Genomic DNA, 19,899 nt, shown 5'->3' on the forward strand with positions numbered 1-19,899 from the left:
TTGGATGGACTCGCCCAAGTCGAGGCGTCAATGCGCCACGATGGCAGTCTAAACAGCCAACGACAGCGAGGGCGAGTCCATGAAAAAGCATACTTCGGTTGATCAATCCCTGTCTTCTTCCGATTTGTCGGCCTGCACAACCGTAGCGGTCGATTTGGCCAAGCAGGTCTTTCAGGTCGCCGGGGAAGATGTCCTCGGCCAGGTGCACTACGAGCAGCGGATCAAGTCGCGCGAGGCGTTTTATGAGTTTCTACGCCAGTTGCCGCCTCATGTCGTGGTTCTGATGGAGACCGGTCCGGGTGCTCAAGCCTGGGCCCGGCAGCTGCAAGACCAAGGCAATCTGGCGCGGATTCTTCCAGCCCGTTTGGTGGCCACACATCGTAGCGGGCCTAAAAATGATCGCAACGATGCGCTGGCGATTCTGCGGGCTGGTCGCGATGAAAAGATCTACGCAGTGCCGGTCAAAAGCGTTGCGGCGCTGGCAATGCAGGCGTTGCATCGGGCCCGCCAAGGCTATGTGCGTCGACGCACGGCGGTGAGCAATCAGATGCGCGGCCTGCTGCTCGAGCATGGCGTGGCCTTGGCGCAGGGCGATGTTGCGATCAGCCAGAAAATTCCGCGGGTACTGGAAGATGCCACCCAGCCGGTGCCGGGCCTGCTGCGTGAACTGATCGACGAACTGTTGGCCGAGTGGCGCCATTTGGGCGAACGCATCAGCGTGCTGACGGGGCGCCTGGAAGTGGCCGCCAACGCCGACATGACGGCGAAGCGACTGATGACTGTGCGCGGCATCGGCCCAGTCACTGCCACGGCACTGGTGGCCAAGGAAACCAAGCCTGAGCGATTTCCCAATGCCCGCAAGTTTGCCGCGTACTTTGGCATGGTGCCAGACCAGCACAGCAGCGGGCAGACGGTCCGGCTGGGGGACATGACCAAGCGAGGCGATGTTTATTTACGCAGCCTGATGATCCAGGGAGCCCACGCGGTACTGCAACAACTACGACCTGATTCCCAGCAACCCGATGACCGCCGCTTGTTGCGCTGGATGAGCCGGCTGGGTCGTAAGGAGGCTGCGATCAGGTTGGCCAACCGCAACCTGCGAATCGTCTGGGTGCTTCTACAGAATGACCAGACTTATCGTCGCCAGGCGGGTGATGGCCAGCAAGCGACGATGAGCCACTGAGCGACAGAGTTCTGCCACCGAGGTACCAACTGTCCGACCCTTTGCTGAAAAACATTGACCCCAGGTAAGACCGGCGTGGATTGATGCCTTAGCTGCTACTGGCCTTCGAGGCCTGACTGTAATCGGCATACCACGAGCTCTTCCAATTTTGGCCAGAAGCCGAAGACGGCTTCCTCGAATAGGCCTAATACATAGATGCAACGGGGCGGCGGTTTTTCAAAAGCGGGTAGACAGTGGGGGCGAGTCCATACATAGCAGCTGGCGAAGCCTGCGTTCGGCTGCGCAGCAGTCGCAAAACCTGTACACGCGCACTTCCTGAAATACCACATTGCCTGATTTCGCGACTGCTACGCAGCCGAACGCAGGCTTCGCCAGCTGCTACAGCGGCGCGCAATGCTTGCTGGCCCACAATGGTCATCTCCGCCTACACTGCCAACCCGCCAAAGGAGCCTGCCATGCTGATTGTTGCCGACGAAAATATCCCGCTGCTCGATGCCTTTTTCGAAGGTTTCGGCGAAATCCGCCGGGTGCCGGGACGTTCCATCGACCGCGCCACCGTCGAGCAGGCCGATGTGCTGCTGGTGCGTTCGGTGACCAACGTCAATCGCGCGTTGCTCGAAGGCAGCAAGGTGCGCTTTGTCGGCACCTGCACCATCGGCACGGATCACCTGGATCTGGATTACTTTCAGCAGGCCGGCATTACCTGGTCCAGCGCACCCGGCTGCAATGCCCGGGGCGTGGTCGACTACGTGCTTGGCAGTTTGCTGACCCTGGCCGAAATCGAAGGCGCCGACCTGACTCAGCGCACTTACGGCGTGGTCGGTGCCGGTGAAGTCGGCGGTCGACTGGTCAACGTCTTGAAGGGCCTGGGTTGGAACGTGCTGGTCTGTGATCCGCCAAGGCAAGCCGCTGAAGGTGGCGATTACGTCAGCCTCGAACAGATCATCGAGCAGTGCGACGTCATCAGCCTGCACACTCCGTTGAAGAAACACGGCGCTCAGTCGACCTGGCATCTGTTCGATAAAAATCGTCTGAGCCAACTCAAGCCGGGCACCTGGCTGATCAACGCCAGTCGTGGCCCGGTGGTGGACAACGCCGCCCTGCGCCAAGTGTTGTTGCAACGCGAAGACCTGCAAGCGGTACTCGACGTTTGGGAAGGCGAACCTGAAGTCGATGTGGCGCTGGCCGAACTCTGCGTGCTGGCGACGCCGCACATTGCCGGTTATAGCCTCGATGGCAAGCAGCGAGGGACGGCGCAGATCTATCAGGCGTATTGCGAATTTATCGGGCAACCGGCCCAGGTCAGCTTGAGCGATCTGCTGCCGGCGCCGTGGTTGTCGCAAGTGACCCTGAACGCTGAAAGCGATCCGGCCTGGGCGCTGGCGATGCTGTGCCGCGGCGTGTACGACCCGCGCCGGGACGATGCGGATTTCCGTCGCAGCCTTGTAGGCAATGTGAGCGAGCAGCGTGCGGCGTTTGATGCGTTGCGCAAGCATTACCCGCAGCGGCGGGAGATTGACGGGTTGACGGTGCGGGTTGAGGGGGAGTCGGCTGAGTTGCTGAAGATTGTGGCGGCTCTGGGCGCGACGGCTGTCTAGAGACCGAGTTGGCCCCATCGCGGGCAAGCCACGCTCCCACAGGTTTTGAGTCGTCCACCTATTTAGCGAACGACTCAAAACCTGTGGGAGCGTGGCTTGCTCGCGATGGCCGCACCGCAATTCCCGGATAAGCACCCACAAAAAACCCGGCCATTAGGGGCCGGGTCAAGAAGACGGTGGCTATATCACTCTTGTTCGGCAGGCTTGACCAATCGCTTTTCCAGTTCGCTGCAGGCTTCCTGGATCATGTTTTCAGTGATCGGTACTTCGCGCCCATCCTTATCAATAATCGAGCAACCCAGAGACTGGTTTGGCTGCGTGCGGATCACTTCAATTTTGTCTTCGCTGCTGTTTTGCAAGGACATTGCCTGTCTCCTCATCAGGTTGTGTACCTACTTTAAAACCGCCAGGTGACCGGGCTGTGACAACTCCCTGCGATCTTTCCAGGCGGCAACATCAGTCCACCAGAAATAGCGCAGTGTTGCCACCCGGACTTTAGACCAATAGCGTCTAGGCGCTAGTCGTTGTGGTCATAATTAACCTGACTCATTGTGATTTACAGAGTTCCACCCCACTTAAGCGGTATAGGCTGGCCCCATCAATTGCGTACTGGATAACCCGATGCTTTCTGCCCGTCACCGCCGTGCGATTCGCCTGACCAGCCGTTTTCTTGCACCTTATCGCTGGCCGGCCTTCGGCGCGTTGTTCGCCCTGATCGTCACCGCAGGCATTACCTTGTCGATGGGTCAGGGCATTCGCTTGTTGGTGGATCAGGGTTTCATGACCCAATCGGCGCATTTGCTCAACCAGACCATCGGTCTGTTCATGGTGCTGGTGATCGGGCTCGCGATTGGCACTTTTGCGCGCTTTTATCTGGTGTCGTGGATCGGCGAGCGCGTGGTCGCGGACATCCGCAAGCAAGTGTTCAACCACCTGGTTTATCTGCATCCGGGTTTCTATGAAGACAATCGCAGCTCCGAAATCCAGTCAAGGCTGACCGCCGATACCACGTTGCTGCAATCGGTGATCGGCTCTTCGTTGTCGCTGTTCTTGCGCAATTTGCTGATGGTGATCGGCGGGATTGTCTTGCTGTTTATCACCAACCCCAAACTCACCAGCATCGTGGTGGTGGCGTTGCCGCTGGTGATCGCGCCGATCCTGATTTTCGGCCGTCGGGTACGCAGCCTGTCGCGCCTGAGTCAGGACCGGATTGCCGACATTGGCAGCTACGTCTCCGAGACCCTCGGCCAGATCAAAACCGTGCAGGCTTACAACCATCAGGTCCAGGACGAGCAGCGCTTCGCCGTGACAGTAGAGGAGGCGTTCAACACGGCGCGCAAACGGATTTTCCAACGGGCCTGGCTAATTACGCTGGTGATCGTACTGGTGCTGGGTGCGGTTGGCGTGATGCTGTGGGTCGGCGGCATGGACGTGATGGCCGGACGGATCTCGGCAGGTGAACTGGCGGCCTTCGTCTTCTACAGCCTGATCGTCGGCAGCGCCTTCGGCACGTTGAGCGAAGTGATCGGTGAGTTGCAACGAGCGGCAGGCGCGGCCGAGCGCATTGCCGAATTGCTACGTTCGGAAAATATCATCCAGCCGCCAACCTCAGGTCTGGTCACTTTGCCTGATCGGGTGAAGGGCGATCTGTCGCTCCAGGACGTGCGCTTTTCCTACCCGTCGCGTCCAGAAAGCTATGCCGTCGACGGCTTGAGTCTGACCATCAATGCGGGCGAAACCCTCGCCCTGGTCGGCCCGTCCGGTGCCGGTAAATCCACGGTGTATGACCTGCTGCTGCGTTTTTACGATCCTGCCTCGGGACAGATCCTGCTGGATGGCGTGCCGCTGACCCAACTCGATCCGCTCGACCTGCGTCGCTGCTTCGCCCTGGTCTCGCAAAATCCGGCGCTGTTCTTCGGCAGCATCGAAGAGAACATCCGCTACGGCAACCCGACAGCGACCCTGGCCCAAGTCCAGGAAGCGGCGAGAATCGCTTACGCACACGACTTCATCGAGCAAATGCCCCACGGCTACCAGACACACCTCGGCGACGGCGGCCTCGGGTTGTCCGGCGGCCAGCGCCAACGCCTGGCCATCGCACGGGCGCTGCTGGTGGACTCACCCATCCTGTTGCTCGACGAAGCCACCAGCGCCCTCGATGCGCAGAGTGAACACCTGATCCAGCAAGCCCTGCCGAGCCTGATGAAAAACCGCACCACCCTGGTCATCGCCCACCGTTTGGCTACGGTGAAAAACGCCGACCGGATCGCGGTGATGGATCAAGGAAAACTGGTGGCGGTGGGGACGCATCAGGAGTTGATTGCGAGCAATGCGCTATATGCGCGCTTGGCGGCGTTGCAGTTTAGTGATGGGAAGGCTGAGCTCGGACTTCATCTGTAGGAGCTGTCGAGTGAAACGAGGCTGCGATCTTTTGATCTTGCTTTAACAAAAATGCCCGCATCAATCGATGCGGGCATTTTTATTCGCACTTCAAATCAGGATCACTGATCGTCGAAGTACCGCTCATGCCAATCCACCAACGGCTGTGGCGAGTTGAGCTTCTGGCCGTAGATCACCGAGTACGACAGCACGTTCTGCACGTACTGGCGGGTTTCGTCGAACGGGATGCTTTCCACCCACACGTCGAAGCTCAGGTGATCAGCGCCGCGCAACCACTGACGCACACGGCCGGGGCCGGCGTTGTAGGCGGCGGAGGCGAGGACGCGGTTGCCGTTGAACTGGCTGTGGACCTGGCTCAGGTAAGCGGCGCCGAGCTGGATGTTCTTGTCCGGGTCGAACACTTGCTGCGGCGAGGCCAGCGGGATGCTGAACTTGCGCGCGGTTTCCTTGGCGGTGCCGGGCATCAGCTGCATCAGGCCGCTGGCGCCGACGCCGGAGCGGGCGTCGGCCATGAAAGCGCTTTCCTGGCGAGTGATGGCGAACACCCAGCTCGAGTGCAGGCCACGGACCTTGGCTTCACGCACGAGGGTTTCGCGGTGGGCCATCGGGAAACGGATGTCCAGATCGTCCCAGTATTGCGCCTGGCTGATGGTGCGGATTGCCGGGAAATACCATTTCAGGTCATAGGCCAGTTTCGCCTGGGCGACCATTTCGTCACGGCTGAAGTGACGGCTGACGTGGTACCACTCGCGACGACCGTCGACGATCTGCCCGCGGGCGTGGAATTCAAGGGCGCGACGCACGCCAGGTGTGTTGCGCACCTTGTTGATCAGCGCTTGGCTCAGGACCAAGGGTTTGTTGTTTAGCGAATAAGCGGACTGCGAGCGATCGGCAGCGAGGAAGCCGTAGAAATCGCGCTCACGAGCGAGGTTCTTGTAGAGCGTTTGCGCTTCCGGGTTCTGTGGTTGCGCCAGTTCCAGGCTGCGGGCCTGCCAGTAGCGCCAGCGGTTGGTGGTCGCCAGATCCTGCGGCAAGCGGCGAGTCAGCTGATAGGCATCGCCCCAGCGGGCCAGGCGCAATAGCAGGCGCATGCGCCATTCGGACACGGTGTTGTCGCGCAGCTCCGGGTCGTATTTGGTCATCATGTCCAGCGCGCGAGGATCGAAGCGTTTGGCGAGGGTCAACCCGATTTCACGGGCGATCGCCACTTTTTCATCGCGGGAGAAGTGCATGCTGCTGGCATAGCCGTCGAGCAGGTCCATGGCCTTGTCGGGGTCCTGGCGGGCCAGGCGGCGCAGGCCTAGGCTGACCACGTCGGACATCGGTTCGTCGGCCGGAGTAAAGCGCGAAGGTTGGTTCAGCAGTTCGGGTTTCTGCGCCACATCCACCAGCAAACGACCGCGAGGGGCGAGGGTGGTCAGGCCGTTGATCAGGCTGTTGGCCAGCGGATAGTTGCGCGCCTGGGCGGCGAGCTTGGTGCGTTCCCAGCGTTTTTGTTCGGTCAGTTGACCTTCGGCAGCCCATTGCCCGAACAGCGCGTCGCAGGCGGCAGGCTGGGATTTGCCGGTCAGCCAGAGTTTGTTGGCGTTGGCGTAGCCTTCGGTTTTCTGGTTATGACTGATCTGGTACTGCGCGTTCAGGCAGTCCAGTTCGGTGAAATTGAGCTTGGGGTCGTAGTACTTGACGAAGGTCGCCCAGTCGCCGCGATCGGCCAGCCAGCGCAACCAGCGCAATTTCATCCAGTTGGCCTGAGGCAGGTCACCGTGTTCGGCGAGGAATTTTTCGATCTCGGCATTGCTGGCGGTTTTCAGGCGCGCGGTCAGCTCGTCATAAGCCAGGTACGGCTCCAGCGGATAATCGCTGAGGGCCTGGCTATAACGAAAATAAGGGCCGGTATCGCCCTTGGCCAAGGCACGCTTGGCTTCATCGTAATATTGACGCTGGGTGGACAGGTCCACCGCCTGGGCGGTTTGAACGGCAGTGGCAGAAAGAAGCAAGCAAGATAAAAGACTGAAAAGGCGACTGCGCATGAGACGTCCGGGCAGAGAAATCACGACAAGCGCAGGCTTAACCTGCACTGAATTGTCTGTAGCTTAGCCTTTTGCCAGCAACGGGCGAAAGCTTTGCCGGCCTCTCTGCACAAGTTCGCAACAATTGTCATGCAGAGTGCTTCGACATTGAAATTGCCGGCCTTCTGAAGCCTCAAGTCAGGTAGAATGCGCGCCCGGTTTTTGGAGAAGCTCATGACCCTGCTCAAATTCAGCGATGTGTCCCTTGCTTTCGGCGCTATGCCGTTGTTGGACAAGGTGTCCTGGCAGATCGCCCGTGGTGAGCGGGTGTGCATCATCGGCCGCAACGGCACCGGCAAGTCCAGCATGATGAAGCTCGTCAAGGGCGACCAGAAGCCCGACGAAGGCTCCGTTTGGCGCGCACCCGGCCTCAAGATTGGCGAATTGCCGCAAGAATTGCCGGTAGCCGACGAGCGGACCGTGTTCGACGTGGTGGCTGAAGGCCTGGACGGTGTCGGCGAGCTGCTCGCGCAGTATCACCACCTGAGCCAGAACATCGTCACCGACGCCGACCTGGACAAGTTGATGCATGTCCAGCACGACCTTGAAGCCCGCGACGGCTGGCGTTTGCAGCAATTGGTCGACAGCACCTTGAGCCGTCTGCAGTTGCCGGCCGACAAGACCCTCGCCGAATTGTCCGGCGGCTGGCGTCGTCGCGTCCTGCTGGCCCAGGCCCTGGTTTCCGAACCAGACCTGCTGCTGCTCGACGAACCGACCAACCACCTGGACATCGGTGCAATTGCCTGGCTCGAAGAAGCCCTGAAGGATTTCCAGGGCGCCGTGCTGTTCATTACGCACGACCGTTCATTCCTGCAGAACCTCGCGACCCGCATTCTGGAACTGGATCGCGGCGGCCTGATCGACTGGAACGGCGACTACGCCAGTTTCCTCGTGCACAAGGAAGCCTCGCTGGCCGCTGAAGAAACGGCCAACGCGCTGTTCGACAAAAAGCTGGCCCAGGAAGAAGTCTGGATCCGCCAGGGCATCAAGGCCCGCCGCACCCGTAATGAAGGCCGCGTACGCGCATTGAAAGCCCTGCGCGTCGAGCGTAGCGAACGTCGCGAGCGCACCGGCAAGGCCAACATTCAGCTGGATACTGCTGACAAGTCCGGCAAGCAGGTGATGGTCCTCGAGAACGTGAGCTTTGCTCACCCGGGTGGCCCGTTCCTGATCAAGGATTTCTCGATGGTCCTGACGCGCGGCGACCGTATCGGTCTGCTGGGCGCCAACGGTACCGGCAAAACCACACTGCTCAAGCTGATGCTCAGCGGTCTGCAACCAACCAGTGGCAAAGTGGAAGAGGGGACGCGCATCGACGTGGCCTACTTCGACCAGTTGCGCCATCAGCTGGACCTGGAAAAGACCGTGATCGACAACGTGGCTGAAGGTCGCGACTTCATCGATATCGATGGTCAGAGCCGCCACGTGCTGAGCTACCTCGGCGACTTCCTGTTCAGCCCGCAGCGTGCCCGCACGCCGGTGAAGGCGCTGTCAGGTGGTGAGCGTGCGCGTCTGCTGCTGGCAAAACTGTTCAGCAAACCGGCGAACCTGCTGGTCCTCGACGAACCGACCAACGACCTCGACGTGGAAACCCTCGAGCTGCTGGAAGAGGTCTTGCTGACCTTCAACGGCACCGTGCTGATGGTCAGTCACGACCGGGCATTCCTCGACAACGTGGTCACCAGCACCCTGGTCTTCGAAGGTGAAGGCAAGGTTCGCGAATACGTTGGTGGTTACCAGGACTGGCTGCGTCAGGGCGGCTCGCCGCGCCTGCTGGGCGTGACCGAGAGCAAGTCCGGCAAAGCCGACCTGACTTCGGCAGTTGTGACGGCTGAAGCGGCACCGGTTGCTGCGGCAGTCGAAGCACCGGTGGCGAAGAAGAAGCTCAGCTACAAGTTGCAGCGTGAGCTGGAGATGTTGCCGGCTCAGATCGAAGCCATGGAACAGCAGATTGCAGCCGTCGAGGCCCAAATGGCCGATGCCGGTTTCTATCAGCGTCCTGCGACCGAGACCGCTACCGTGATCGCCCAGCTTGAGCAGTTGCAGGCTGAGCACGACGTAATGGTCGAGCGTTGGGCCGAGCTGGATGCCTGATTGATCCAGCAATAAAAAAGCCCGGCGTTCAGCGATGAGCGCCGGGCTTTTCGTATGGAATGCAATCCGGAGTTGTCGCAAAACCCCTGTGGGAGCGAGCCTGCTCGCGATTGCGGTTGAACATTCAACAAATTGTCGACTGTTACATCGTAATCGCGAGCAGGCTCACTCCCACATTGGAAAAGTGTTGTCAGCTCTTGTTTTGCAGGCGCACCGCGAGCACATCGCATGGCGCACCGTGCAGCACGTCATTGGCCGTCGAGCCCAGCAGCAATGCCAGGCCGTGTCGACCATGGCTGCCCACCACGATCAGGTCGCAGGTTTGTTCCTTGGCCAGGTGGTGGATCTCCTGGCGTGGCTGGCCGTAGGTCAGGTGGCTGTATTCTTTGGAGAGTTCCGGATATTTCACGATCAGTCGGTCCAGGCGTTCCTTGGCCTGATCGAACTGCTGCTGTTGCAGTTGTGACAGGTCCATGGGGACGTCGCCACCAAAGGCCATGGCCATCGGCTCGACGATATGGACCAGGGATAATTTCGCTCCGTTGCTCACCGACAGCTCGCGAGCGCGGTGGATTACAGGGTCGCACTCTTCGGTTAGATCTACAGCGACCAGAATGTGGTAGTAGGGCATGAGGTGCTCCTCCTGAGGATTGCAATATTGGTAAGTATGGCTGGTTTCAAGCGCATTGGTTCCAAAGTGACTCAACGCGCTCATCAAGAATCGGGAGTACAGATATGACGGTCTGGATAGTGGTGTCAATCCTGCTGGTGGTACTGAGTCCGCTGGCTTGGTTGCGACCGTCCCGTGGTCAGAGCGGGCGCATGGCCTTGCGCATGGAGGCGCGCCGTATCGGGTTGGCCATGCAGCTGGCGCCCCAGGAGTGGCCGCACTGGCTGAGCCAGGAGCCACCGAGCCCCTGCGCCCAGTACCATCGGCCGCGTCGTGGCAATCAGCCGGCGTGTTGGAGTTATTGGCAAAAATCGCCGGGTGTGTGGGTGAACCAGTGGCAGGAAGTTTGCGAAGATCGAGCGCTGCTCAATCATTTCGAAAAATTGCCAGCCAACGTCTACAAGGTTGAGGCGGACAAGCAGATGATCACCCTGTATTGGGGCGAGAAGGGCGAGGCGACGGTTTTGCAGGACATCGATGCGGTGCTGAAAGCGCTGGCATGATTCACGGACATTTCGCGCTGCAATGGCGCGAAACCTCCGACAGACAGGCAATAAAAAGCCCGACATCATCATCGGGCCGGGGTTGGCCAGGCAGGCCGGTAATTCGCTGTAGGGCTGATCTTACGCTGGGCATTCGCCGGAAGCGTTCATGTTTTTTCTTCGACTTCCCGCCAGCGTAGCTTGTTAAACACGGGCTGCAGCGAATTAGGGCGACTTTTCTAACTATTGATTCTATGAATGGCTTCACATGCAGATGCGTGTTGAAGATCTTCGCAGTACGGAAGTGACCGCAAAGTCGCGTTTCAACCCGTATTTTGGGCGATTGACAATTGCTGGAAATTCCGTGAAGGTGGCGTACCCAAATCAAACGGGCGTATGAATTGAGCGTTTGTATTTCAGACCGCTCCTACAGAATCCCGACTATCGCGTTGGCGGGTGTGCCGGGTGGATTGGCGTTAGCATCGACGATAAGCGTCCTGCCGAGCCATTCGCCTGCGTCCGACGTGTACTGTTCAGCTTCCATATCGTGGAGATCAGTTGATGATTTACGAAGGTAAAGCCATCACGGTTAAGGCTCTTGAAAGTGGCATCGTCGAATTGAAATTCGACCTCAAGGGTGAGTCCGTTAACAAGTTCAACCGTCTAACCCTGAACGAACTGCGTCAGGCTGTAGACACTATCAAGGCAGATGCTTCGATCAAGGGTGTGATCGTCAGCAGTGGCAAGGACGTCTTCATCGTCGGCGCCGACATCACCGAATTTGTCGAGAACTTCAAGCTGCCTGATGCAGAGCTTGTTGCTGGCAACCTGGAAGCCAACAAGATTTTCAGCGATTTCGAAGACCTCAACGTCCCGACTGTCGCCGCGATCAATGGCATCGCTCTGGGTGGCGGTCTGGAAATGTGCCTGGCGGCGGACTACCGCGTCATGTCCACCAAGGCCAAGATCGGTCTGCCGGAAGTCAAACTGGGCATCTACCCAGGCTTCGGCGGTACCGTGCGTCTGCCGCGCCTGATCGGTGCCGACAACGCCATCGAGTGGATTGCCGCCGGCAAGGAAAACCGTCCTGAAGACGCGCTGAAAGTGGGCGCCGTCGATGCCGTGGTTGCACCTGAGAAACTTCAGGAAGCGGCCCTGGAGCTGATCAAGCGCGCCATCTCCGGCGAATTTGACTACAAGGCCAAGCGTCAGCCTAAGCTGGAAAAGCTGAAGCTGAACGCGATCGAACAAATGATGGCTTTCGAAACCGCCAAAGGTTTCGTGGCAGGTCAAGCCGGCCCGAACTACCCGGCACCGGTTGAAGCGATCAAGACGATCCAGAAAGCCGCGAACTTCGGTCGTGACAAGGCGCTGGAAATCGAAGCCGCCGGTTTCGTCAAACTGGCCAAGACTTCTGCCGCGCAGAGCTTGATCGGTCTGTTCCTGAACGATCAGGAACTGAAGAAAAAGGCCAAGGCCTACGACGAAATCGCCAAAGACGTGAAGCAGGCTGCCGTATTGGGCGCCGGCATCATGGGTGGCGGTATCGCTTATCAGTCGGCTTCCAAAGGCACGCCGATCCTGATGAAGGACATCAACGAGCACGGCATCGAGCAAGGTCTGGCTGAAGCCGCCAAGCTGCTGGTCGGCCGCGTTGATAAAGGTCGCATGACCCCGGCGAAGATGGCTGAAGTGCTTAACGGCATTCGTCCGACGCTGTCCTACGGTGATTTCGGTCACGTTGACCTGGTCGTCGAAGCTGTTGTCGAGAACCCGAAGGTCAAGCAAGCGGTTCTGGCCGAAGTCGAAGACAAGGTCAAAGAGGACACCATCCTCGCGTCCAACACCTCGACCATTTCCATCACCTTGCTGGCCAAAGCCCTCAAGCGTCCGGAAAACTTCGTCGGCATGCACTTCTTCAACCCGGTGCACATGATGCCGTTGGTTGAAGTGATTCGTGGCGAGAAGTCCAGCGAGCTGGCCGTTGCCACCACCGTTGCCTACGCCAAGAAAATGGGCAAGAACCCGATCGTCGTCAACGACTGCCCGGGCTTCCTGGTCAACCGCGTCCTGTTCCCGTACTTCGGCGGTTTCGCCAAGCTGGTCAGTGCCGGTGTGGACTTCGTCCGTATCGACAAGATCATGGAAAAATTCGGCTGGCCAATGGGCCCGGCCTACCTGATGGACGTGGTCGGCATCGACACCGGTCACCACGGTCGTGACGTGATGGCTGAAGGCTTCCCGGACCGCATGAAAGACGATCGCCGTTCGGCTATCGACGTGCTCTACGAAGCCAAGCGCCTGGGCCAGAAAAACGGCAAGGGTTTCTACGCTTACGAGACTGACAAGAAGGGCAAGCAGAAGAAAGTCGCCGATCCGTCGGTGCTGGAAGTGCTCAAGCCGATCGTTTACGAGCAGCGCGAAGTCACTGACGAAGACATCATCAACTGGATGATGATCCCGCTGTGCCTGGAAACCGTGCGTTGCCTGGAAGACGGCATTGTCGAAACCGCCGCCGAAGCCGACATGGGTCTGGTCTACGGTATTGGTTTCCCTCCATTCCGTGGCGGTGCGCTGCGCTACATCGATTCGATCGGTGTTGCCGAGTTCGTTGCCCTGGCTGACCAGTACGCTGATTTGGGCGCGCTGTACCACCCGACCGCAAAACTGCGTGAAATGGCCAAAACCGGCCAACGGTTCTTCGGTTAAGCGTCCAAACTTTTGAGCGAGAGTGAAATTTTATGAGCTTGAATCCAAGAGACGTCGTGATTGTCGACTTCGGTCGTACTCCGATGGGCCGCTCCAAGGGCGGCATGCACCGCAACACCCGTGCCGAAGATATGTCGGCGCACCTGATCAGCAAATTGCTGGAACGCAACGTCAAGGTTGACCCGAGCGAAGTCGAAGACGTGATCTGGGGCTGCGTGAACCAGACCCTGGAGCAGGGCTGGAACATCGCCCGCATGGCGTCCCTGATGACGCAGATCCCGCACACTGCTGCCGGCCAGACCGTCAGCCGTCTGTGTGGTTCGTCGATGAGTGCGCTGCACACTGCCGCGCAAGCGATCATGACCGGCAACGGTGACGTGTTCGTCGTCGGCGGCGTCGAGCACATGGGCCACGTGAGCATGATGCACGGTGTCGATCCGAACCCGCACATGTCGCTGTACGCGGCAAAAGCCTCGGGCATGATGGGCCTGACCGCTGAAATGCTGGGCAAAATGCACGGCATCACTCGCGAACAACAGGACGCTTTCGGCGTGCGCTCCCACCAGCTCGCTCACAAGGCGACCCTGGAAGGCAAGTTCAAAGACGAAATCATCCCGATGCAGGGCTACGACGAGAACGGTTTCCTGAAACTGTTCGACTACGACGAAACCATTCGTCCGGAAACCACCCTGGAAAGCCTGGCGGCTCTGAAGCCAGCGTTTAACCCTAAGGGCGGCACCGTAACGGCCGGTACTTCGTCGCAGATCACCGACGGTGCTTCGTGCATGATCGTGATGTCGGCGCAGCGTGCACAGGACCTGGGCATCCAGCCGCTGGCGGTTATCCGCTCGATGGCAGTGGCAGGTGTGGACCCGGCAATCATGGGCTATGGTCCAGTACCGGCCACTCAGAAAGCACTGAAGCGTGCGGGCCTTGGCATTAACGATATCGACTTCTTCGAGCTCAACGAAGCTTTCGCTGCACAGGCCCTGCCAGTGCTGAAAGATCTGAAAGTGCTCGACAAGATGAACGAGAAGGTTAACCTGCACGGCGGCGCGATCGCCCTGGGTCACCCGTTCGGTTGCTCCGGTGCCCGTATCTCCGGCACTTTGCTGAACGTGATGAAGCAGAATGGCGGCACCTTCGGGGTAGCCACCATGTGCATTGGTCTCGGCCAAGGCATCTCCACCGTCTTCGAACGCGTTTAAGCGTTTCGCTGACGGAAGCCGGGGCCAAGTGCCCCGGTTTTTGTTTTTCTGAATTTATTTTTTGTTTTTATTTTTAAAAGATTTGAGTGAGGGCCAAACCATGCCGATACAACCTGGGCTCTACCAGCATTACAAAGGTCCGCAGTACCGCGTATTCAACATCGCGCGGCATTCGGAAACCGAAGAAGAAGTGGTCTTCTACCAAGCCCTGTATGGTGATTACGGCTTTTGGGTGCGTCCCTTGAGCATGTTCCTGGAGTCGGTCGAGGTTGACGGCGAACAGGTGCCGCGCTTTGCTTTGGTGCAAGCCGAACCGAGCCTTTTTTCCAAGCCATAAGCTGAGTGCGCGCAAGACCCTGCGCTTGACCTCACCTTGTAGCCACTATATATAGCGGTGCCGCGTCAGGCGCCAACCGCCTTTCACTTCTAGAATTCAGGAATTTTCTGATCCATGGGCAAATCGCTGGTCATTGTGGAATCCCCGGCTAAGGCCAAGACCATCAACAAGTATCTGGGTAACCAATACGTGGTGAAGTCGAGTATCGGCCATATCCGAGACCTGCCCACCAGCGGTTCGGCTAGCGCCAGCAAAGAGCCAGCCGCCAAGCGCGGCAAGGCCGCCGCGGGTGAAGGTCCGGTGCTCACGCCGAAAGAGAAGGCGCGCAAGCAGCTGGTCTCGCGCATGGGTGTCGATCCCGATCATGGCTGGAAAGCCAAGTACGAGATCCTCCCGGGCAAGGAAAAGGTCATCGAAGAGCTGCGCCGGCTCGCCAAAGATGCTGACACCATCTATCTCGCAACCGACTTGGATCGCGAGGGGGAAGCCATTGCCTGGCACCTGCGCGAAGCCATCGGTGGTGACGACAGCCGCTACAAGCGCGTGGTGTTCAACGAAATTACCAAGAAAGCAATCCAGGAAGCCTTCTCCAAACCGGGCGAGCTGGACATTGACCGTGTCAACGCCCAACAGGCGCGTCGCTTCCTCGACCGCGTCGTGGGTTACATGGTTTCGCCGCTGCTGTGGGCCAAGGTTGCCCGTGGCCTGTCCGCCGGTCGCGTGCAATCGGTTGCCGTGAAGCTGGTGGTCGAGCGCGAACGTGAAATTCGCGCGTTCAACCCGGAAGAATACTGGGAAGTTCACGCTGACCTCGGCACCGCCAAGGGCGCGACCGTGCGCTTTGACGTGGCTCGCGAGAAAGGCGAGGCCTTCAAGCCGCTCAACGAAGCTCAGGCCATGGCCGCGCTGGAGAAGCTCAAGGCTTCCAGCTACAGCATCGTCAAGCGCGAAGACAAACCGACCAGCAGCAAGCCTTCAGCGCCGTTCATCACCTCCACCCTGCAACAGGCTGCCAGTAACCGCCTGGGCTTCGGCGTGAAGAAAACCATGATGATGGCCCAGCGTTTGTACGAAGCTGGTTACATCACTTATATGCGTACCGACTCCACCAACCTCTCGGCCGATGCCGTGACAATGGCACGCACCTATATTGAAGGTGAATTCGGCAAGAAGTACCTGCCGGAAAACCCGAACGTCTACAGCAGCAAGGAAGGCGCACAAGAGGCTCACGAAGCGATTCGTCCGTCTGACGCCAACACCGAGCCAAGCAAGCTGTCGGGCATGGAGCGTGATGCAGAGCGGCTCTACGAGCTGATCTGGCGCCAGTTCCTCGCTTGCCAGATGCTGCCGGCTCAATACCTGTCGACTACGGTCACCGTGGGTGCCGACGATTTCGAGCTGCGCGCCAAGGGCCGCATCCTGAAGTTCGACGGTTATACCCGCGTCATGCCGCAAATCGCCAAGCCTGGCGATGACGACGTGCTGCCGGACATGGCCCAGGGCGACGCGATGAAGCTGATCAAGCTTGATCCGACCCAGCATTTCACCAAGCCACCTGCGCGTTACTCGGAAGCGAGCTTGGTTAAAGAAATGGAAAAACGCGGCATCGGTCGTCCTTCGACCTACGCCGCGATCATTTCGACTATCCAGGACCGTGGCTACGTAGCGCTGCACAACCGTCGTTTCTACTCGGAAAAGATGGGCGACATCGTGACCGAGCGTCTGGCCGAGAGCTTCTCCAATCTCATGGACTACGGCTTCACCGCCGGCATGGAAGAGAACCTCGATGATGTGGCCCAGGGCGAGCGCGACTGGAAAAACGTGCTCGACGAGTTCTACGGCGACTTCAAGAAGAAGCTCGAAGTAGCCGAAAGCGCCGAAGGCGGCATGCGCGCCAACCAGCCGGTGATGACTGACATTCCGTGCGTGTTGTGCGGTCGTCCGATGCAGATTCGTACTGCATCGACTGGCGTGTTCCTGGGTTGCTCGGGTTACAGCCTGCCACCGAAAGAACGCTGCAAGGCCACCGTCAACCTGGTGCCGGGCGACGAAATCGCCGCGGACGACGAGGGCGAGTCGGAATCCCTGGTGCTGCGCGGCAAGCACCGCTGCCCGATCTGCAGCACGGCGATGGACGCTTACCTGCTGGATGAGAAGCGCAAGCTGCACATCTGCGGTAACAACCCGGACTGCTCTGGCTACGAAATCGAAGAGGGCACCTATCGCATCAAGGGATACGAAGGTCCGAGCCTGGAATGCGACAAGTGTGGCAGCGAAATGCAACTCAAGACCGGCCGTTTCGGCAAGTTTTTCGGTTGCACCAACGCGACGTGCAAGAACACCCGCAAACTGCTGAAAAGCGGTGACGCGGCGCCGCCGAAGATGGACCCGGTGAAGATGCCTGAGCTGAAATGCGAAAAGGTCAACGACACCTACATCCTGCGCGACGGTGCTTCCGGCCTGTTCCTGGCGGCCAGCCAATTCCCGAAAAACCGCGAGACGCGTGCTCCGCTGGTCATCGAAATTGTGCCGCACAAGGATGAGATCGATCCGAAGTACCACTTCCTCTGCGAAGCACCGAAGAAAGATCCGGACGGCCTGCCTGCTGTAATCCGTTACAGCCGCAAGACCAAAGAGCAGTACGTGCAGACTGAAGTCGACGGTAAGCCGACTGGCTGGAAGGCGTACTACGACGGCGGCAAATGGACGGTTGAAGACAAGCGTCCGGCAGCCAAAGCGTAAAAGAGGCTGTACACAAAAGGCCGCATGACAACCCTCGGGTTTTCATGCGGCCTTTTTGTTTTGTGCTTGCGGTCTGATCGGCTGATCCACGACACTGTCTGACCTGCGTTAAGCAATTATTTCGTTGTGGAGGCTGCCGTCATGGCCCACGAACTCTATACCCGTACCAACCAGAAGATCTATTTCGCCGGCCTGTCGCTGGAAGCGCTTGCCAGAGCCGAAGAGGGGCGGGCGATGAATTCCCTGGCGCTGATTCAGGCCGGGCGCGAGTCGGCGTTGTTTCACCTGTACGGTGCGTTGCTGGGGCTGTGCCATGAAATCGCCGGTTTCTATCGCTTGCCTCAGGCCAATGCACCTCGGGCGGAAATGTTACTGACTCGCGAAGTGCTGGAAGCCATCGCCATCCCTGAGATGGCCGAGATGGTCGAGCTGGCTCAGAATCGGGAAACCTGGCTGGCCAAGCTGCTGGCGGCTCACGCGGCGATGTTCCAGCCGCCTCGCGCTCCGCACAAGCCAAAGGGTGACGTGACCCAGCCGCTCATCCTGGCCGTTAACCTGGATGAAGAAGAGGCGCCTGAGGAGTTGAGTCGCGAAGAGCTAGAGAGCTGGCGTCAGAATCTGAAAGGGCTGGCGATCCGGTTTCGCGAAGGCTTGAACGAGTGCTGATCAGCTGACAGCCGACGGTGCGATTAAAAGCGCTGCTGGTCAAGTTACCGAGCGAAGCCTGGCCGATGCCTATATAATCCCCGCCTTTCGTGGAGAACAGACCTTTATGCCAACGTCCTTTCTAGAAATTGTCGAGTTACCAGACGGCCGAATCGAGCTGCGCAGGGCCGAGGACGAGGGTTCTCTGGTTACTTTGGATTTCTCCGAGGATGCCAAGGCTTTCCTGCAGGGCCAGCACGTGGAAGTCGCCAAGGCGATGTTGAGCGTCGGTGTTCAGATGGCAGGGCGTCTGGTTGAAGGCGAATTCAATACCGATGAGAGTTCGCGAGTCCTCCACTGATCCCATTCGTCGCTTTCTGCTGATACGGCTACGGACCGGCTTCTCTATCCGTTGAGAAGCCCCGCGCTATTCAAGGCGCGCTTTGTTTACACGTTAACCCAAGCGAATATTCAGGCTCTGCGCATCCCCGGTACGGGCTGCGCTGATCAACTGCTGCCGTGAATTTGTGTTCAACGGGTTGAGCCAGCTGACAACGGTGTGGCTGCGGCCGAGGCGCAAGGCTTCGCAGGTCAGCTGCTGAGCACTTTGAGTGCCACGAGGTTGCAGCAGCAGGATGCGTTCGCGGTTAAGGCCAGCGTCCCGCAACCACGTCTGAGTCAGGCTGGCGGGCGGGGCGATGAGTGTCAGCCAACGCGCGTCCTGATCCTGACTCAGTTCCCGGAGAATCGGCGCCAAAAGGTTCAGGCAGTTCCCGGCCGCACCACGCAGTGAAAGCTCGCTGAAGACTTCGGGTTCGGCGCTCCAGGGCGACTCGACAACGTCTTTCAGGATCGGCGCCATCGGTTGCACCATGAATGCCTCGAACAACGGCAGTTGGGCTTGCTGTGATGTGTGTGGGAACTGCATAAAGCCTCCTTTAGCGGCGAATGACGCCGACACTCAAGCCTTCGATCACCAGTTCCTGATCTTTCAGGTTGACTTCGATAGGGGCGAATTCAGGGTTTTCGGCAATCAACCAAACCTTGCTGCCATCGCGCTTGAAGCGCTTGACGGTCACTTCGTCACCAATCCGCGCCACGACGATCTGGCCGTTGCGGGCTTCCCGGGTGGTGTGGACGGCCAGCAGGTCGCCGTCGAAAATGCCGACGTCCTTCATGCTCATGCCATGGACGCGCAATAGATAATCAGCGCGCGGATGGAAGAAGGCGGGGTTGATGTTGCAGGATTCTTCGATGTGCTGCTGGGCCAGAATCGGCGCACCGGCAGCCACTCGGCCAATGATTGGCAGGGTGGAATCGTCGGCCTTGGCTTCGAAGCCCGGGATGCGAATGCCGCGGGAGGCGCCCGGGGTCATCTCGATCGCACCCTTGCGGGCCAGCGCCTTGAGGTGTTCTTCCGCCGCGTTGGGCGACTTGAAACCCAGTTCCTGAGCGATTTCCGCGCGGGTCGGCGGGTAGCCGTTGTCTTCGAGGCAGCGTTTGATGAAGGCCAGAATCTCTGCTTGGCGTGGCGTCAGCTTTAGCATATTGATCGCTCTGTCTTTTTATACAGTGACTGGGATTATATACAGTGAAACGGTCTTGGCAATGCCCCTTTTTTGGCCGGCCGCTGGACGGTCAATCAGCGTGCTGATTAAAGCCTCGCCGTTGTATGGTTAAATAGCTGACCGACCATTCCCAAAACGAACCGGCAAGCTTGACAATGCACAGGCTGAAACGTATGTTTCAAACAAGTGTTTGT

The 19,899-nt window shown here is 58.9% G+C and carries 16 protein-coding genes; 11 read left to right on the forward strand and 5 right to left on the reverse strand.

Annotated elements, in window-relative coordinates; all coding sequences use genetic code 11:
- The first annotated feature begins 124 nt into the window (after positions 1-124).
- Positions 125-1,183 (forward strand): IS110 family RNA-guided transposase, encoded by a 1,059-nt coding sequence (locus ACYZT8_RS09630; RefSeq protein ID WP_461982392.1) that lies wholly within the window; start codon positions 125-127, stop codon positions 1,181-1,183.
- A gap of 455 nt (positions 1,184-1,638) precedes the next feature.
- The gene (gene pdxB / locus ACYZT8_RS09635) at positions 1,639-2,781 is read left to right on the forward strand and encodes a 4-phosphoerythronate dehydrogenase PdxB (protein ID WP_461980591.1); all 1,143 of its coding nucleotides are present in this window, start codon (positions 1,639-1,641) and stop codon (positions 2,779-2,781) included.
- Positions 2,782-2,966: 185 nt separating this feature from the next.
- Here the strand turns inward: pdxB and ACYZT8_RS09640 are convergent, their stop codons facing one another.
- Complete coding sequence (locus ACYZT8_RS09640; RefSeq protein WP_461980593.1) at positions 2,967-3,146, reverse strand: PA1571 family protein; 180 nt, start codon at positions 3,144-3,146, stop codon at positions 2,967-2,969.
- A 256-nt stretch (positions 3,147-3,402) separates the two neighbouring features.
- On the opposite strand from ACYZT8_RS09640, the gene ACYZT8_RS09645 reads away from it, so the two are divergent.
- Complete coding sequence (locus ACYZT8_RS09645) at positions 3,403-5,181, forward strand: ABC transporter transmembrane domain-containing protein (protein WP_461980595.1); 1,779 nt, start codon at positions 3,403-3,405, stop codon at positions 5,179-5,181.
- Between the two features lie 101 nt (positions 5,182-5,282).
- Here the strand turns inward: ACYZT8_RS09645 and ACYZT8_RS09650 are convergent, their stop codons facing one another.
- Complete coding sequence (locus ACYZT8_RS09650) at positions 5,283-7,211, reverse strand: transglycosylase SLT domain-containing protein (RefSeq protein ID WP_461980597.1); 1,929 nt, start codon at positions 7,209-7,211, stop codon at positions 5,283-5,285.
- Between the two features lie 213 nt (positions 7,212-7,424).
- On the opposite strand from ACYZT8_RS09650, the gene ACYZT8_RS09655 reads away from it, so the two are divergent.
- Positions 7,425-9,344, forward strand: a complete 1,920-nt coding sequence (locus ACYZT8_RS09655; RefSeq protein WP_461980599.1) for an ATP-binding cassette domain-containing protein — start codon at positions 7,425-7,427, stop codon at positions 9,342-9,344.
- A gap of 190 nt (positions 9,345-9,534) precedes the next feature.
- Here the strand turns inward: ACYZT8_RS09655 and ACYZT8_RS09660 are convergent, their stop codons facing one another.
- Positions 9,535-9,975, reverse strand: coding sequence for a universal stress protein (locus ACYZT8_RS09660; RefSeq protein WP_461951047.1), 441 nt, complete (start codon positions 9,973-9,975; stop codon positions 9,535-9,537).
- Between the two features lie 104 nt (positions 9,976-10,079).
- Between ACYZT8_RS09660 and ACYZT8_RS09665 the strand changes: the two genes are divergently transcribed.
- From ACYZT8_RS09665 to ACYZT8_RS09695, 7 genes are all read left to right on the forward strand, one after another.
- On the forward strand, positions 10,080-10,517 hold the full coding sequence (locus ACYZT8_RS09665) for a hypothetical protein (protein ID WP_223511686.1): 438 nt from the start codon (positions 10,080-10,082) through the stop codon (positions 10,515-10,517).
- A gap of 540 nt (positions 10,518-11,057) precedes the next feature.
- Complete coding sequence (gene fadB, locus ACYZT8_RS09670; RefSeq protein ID WP_461980602.1) at positions 11,058-13,205, forward strand: fatty acid oxidation complex subunit alpha FadB; 2,148 nt, start codon at positions 11,058-11,060, stop codon at positions 13,203-13,205.
- 32 nt (positions 13,206-13,237) lie between these two features.
- Positions 13,238-14,413, forward strand: a complete 1,176-nt coding sequence (gene fadA, locus ACYZT8_RS09675; RefSeq protein ID WP_461958021.1) for an acetyl-CoA C-acyltransferase FadA — start codon at positions 13,238-13,240, stop codon at positions 14,411-14,413.
- A gap of 100 nt (positions 14,414-14,513) precedes the next feature.
- Positions 14,514-14,750, forward strand: a complete 237-nt coding sequence (locus tag ACYZT8_RS09680) for a DUF1653 domain-containing protein (protein ID WP_461980604.1) — start codon at positions 14,514-14,516, stop codon at positions 14,748-14,750.
- A 114-nt stretch (positions 14,751-14,864) separates the two neighbouring features.
- The gene (gene topA / locus ACYZT8_RS09685) at positions 14,865-17,492 is read left to right on the forward strand and encodes a type I DNA topoisomerase (RefSeq protein WP_461980606.1); all 2,628 of its coding nucleotides are present in this window, start codon (positions 14,865-14,867) and stop codon (positions 17,490-17,492) included.
- A gap of 141 nt (positions 17,493-17,633) precedes the next feature.
- Positions 17,634-18,158 (forward strand): DUF6586 family protein, encoded by a 525-nt coding sequence (locus ACYZT8_RS09690; RefSeq protein WP_461980608.1) that lies wholly within the window; start codon positions 17,634-17,636, stop codon positions 18,156-18,158.
- A gap of 106 nt (positions 18,159-18,264) precedes the next feature.
- On the forward strand, positions 18,265-18,498 hold the full coding sequence (locus tag ACYZT8_RS09695) for a hypothetical protein (protein WP_010456352.1): 234 nt from the start codon (positions 18,265-18,267) through the stop codon (positions 18,496-18,498).
- 93 nt (positions 18,499-18,591) lie between these two features.
- On the opposite strand, the gene sulA is transcribed toward ACYZT8_RS09695, so the two are convergent.
- Complete coding sequence (gene sulA / locus ACYZT8_RS09700) at positions 18,592-19,065, reverse strand: SOS-induced cell division inhibitor SulA (RefSeq protein ID WP_461980610.1); 474 nt, start codon at positions 19,063-19,065, stop codon at positions 18,592-18,594.
- A 10-nt stretch (positions 19,066-19,075) separates the two neighbouring features.
- A complete protein-coding gene (lexA, locus tag ACYZT8_RS09705) occupies positions 19,076-19,684 on the reverse strand; it encodes a transcriptional repressor LexA (RefSeq protein WP_046026989.1) in 609 nt (202 codons plus the stop codon).
- Positions 19,685-19,899 lie beyond the last annotated feature (215 nt).

It is taken from the genome of Pseudomonas sp. LB3P93, from assembly GCF_054898025.1.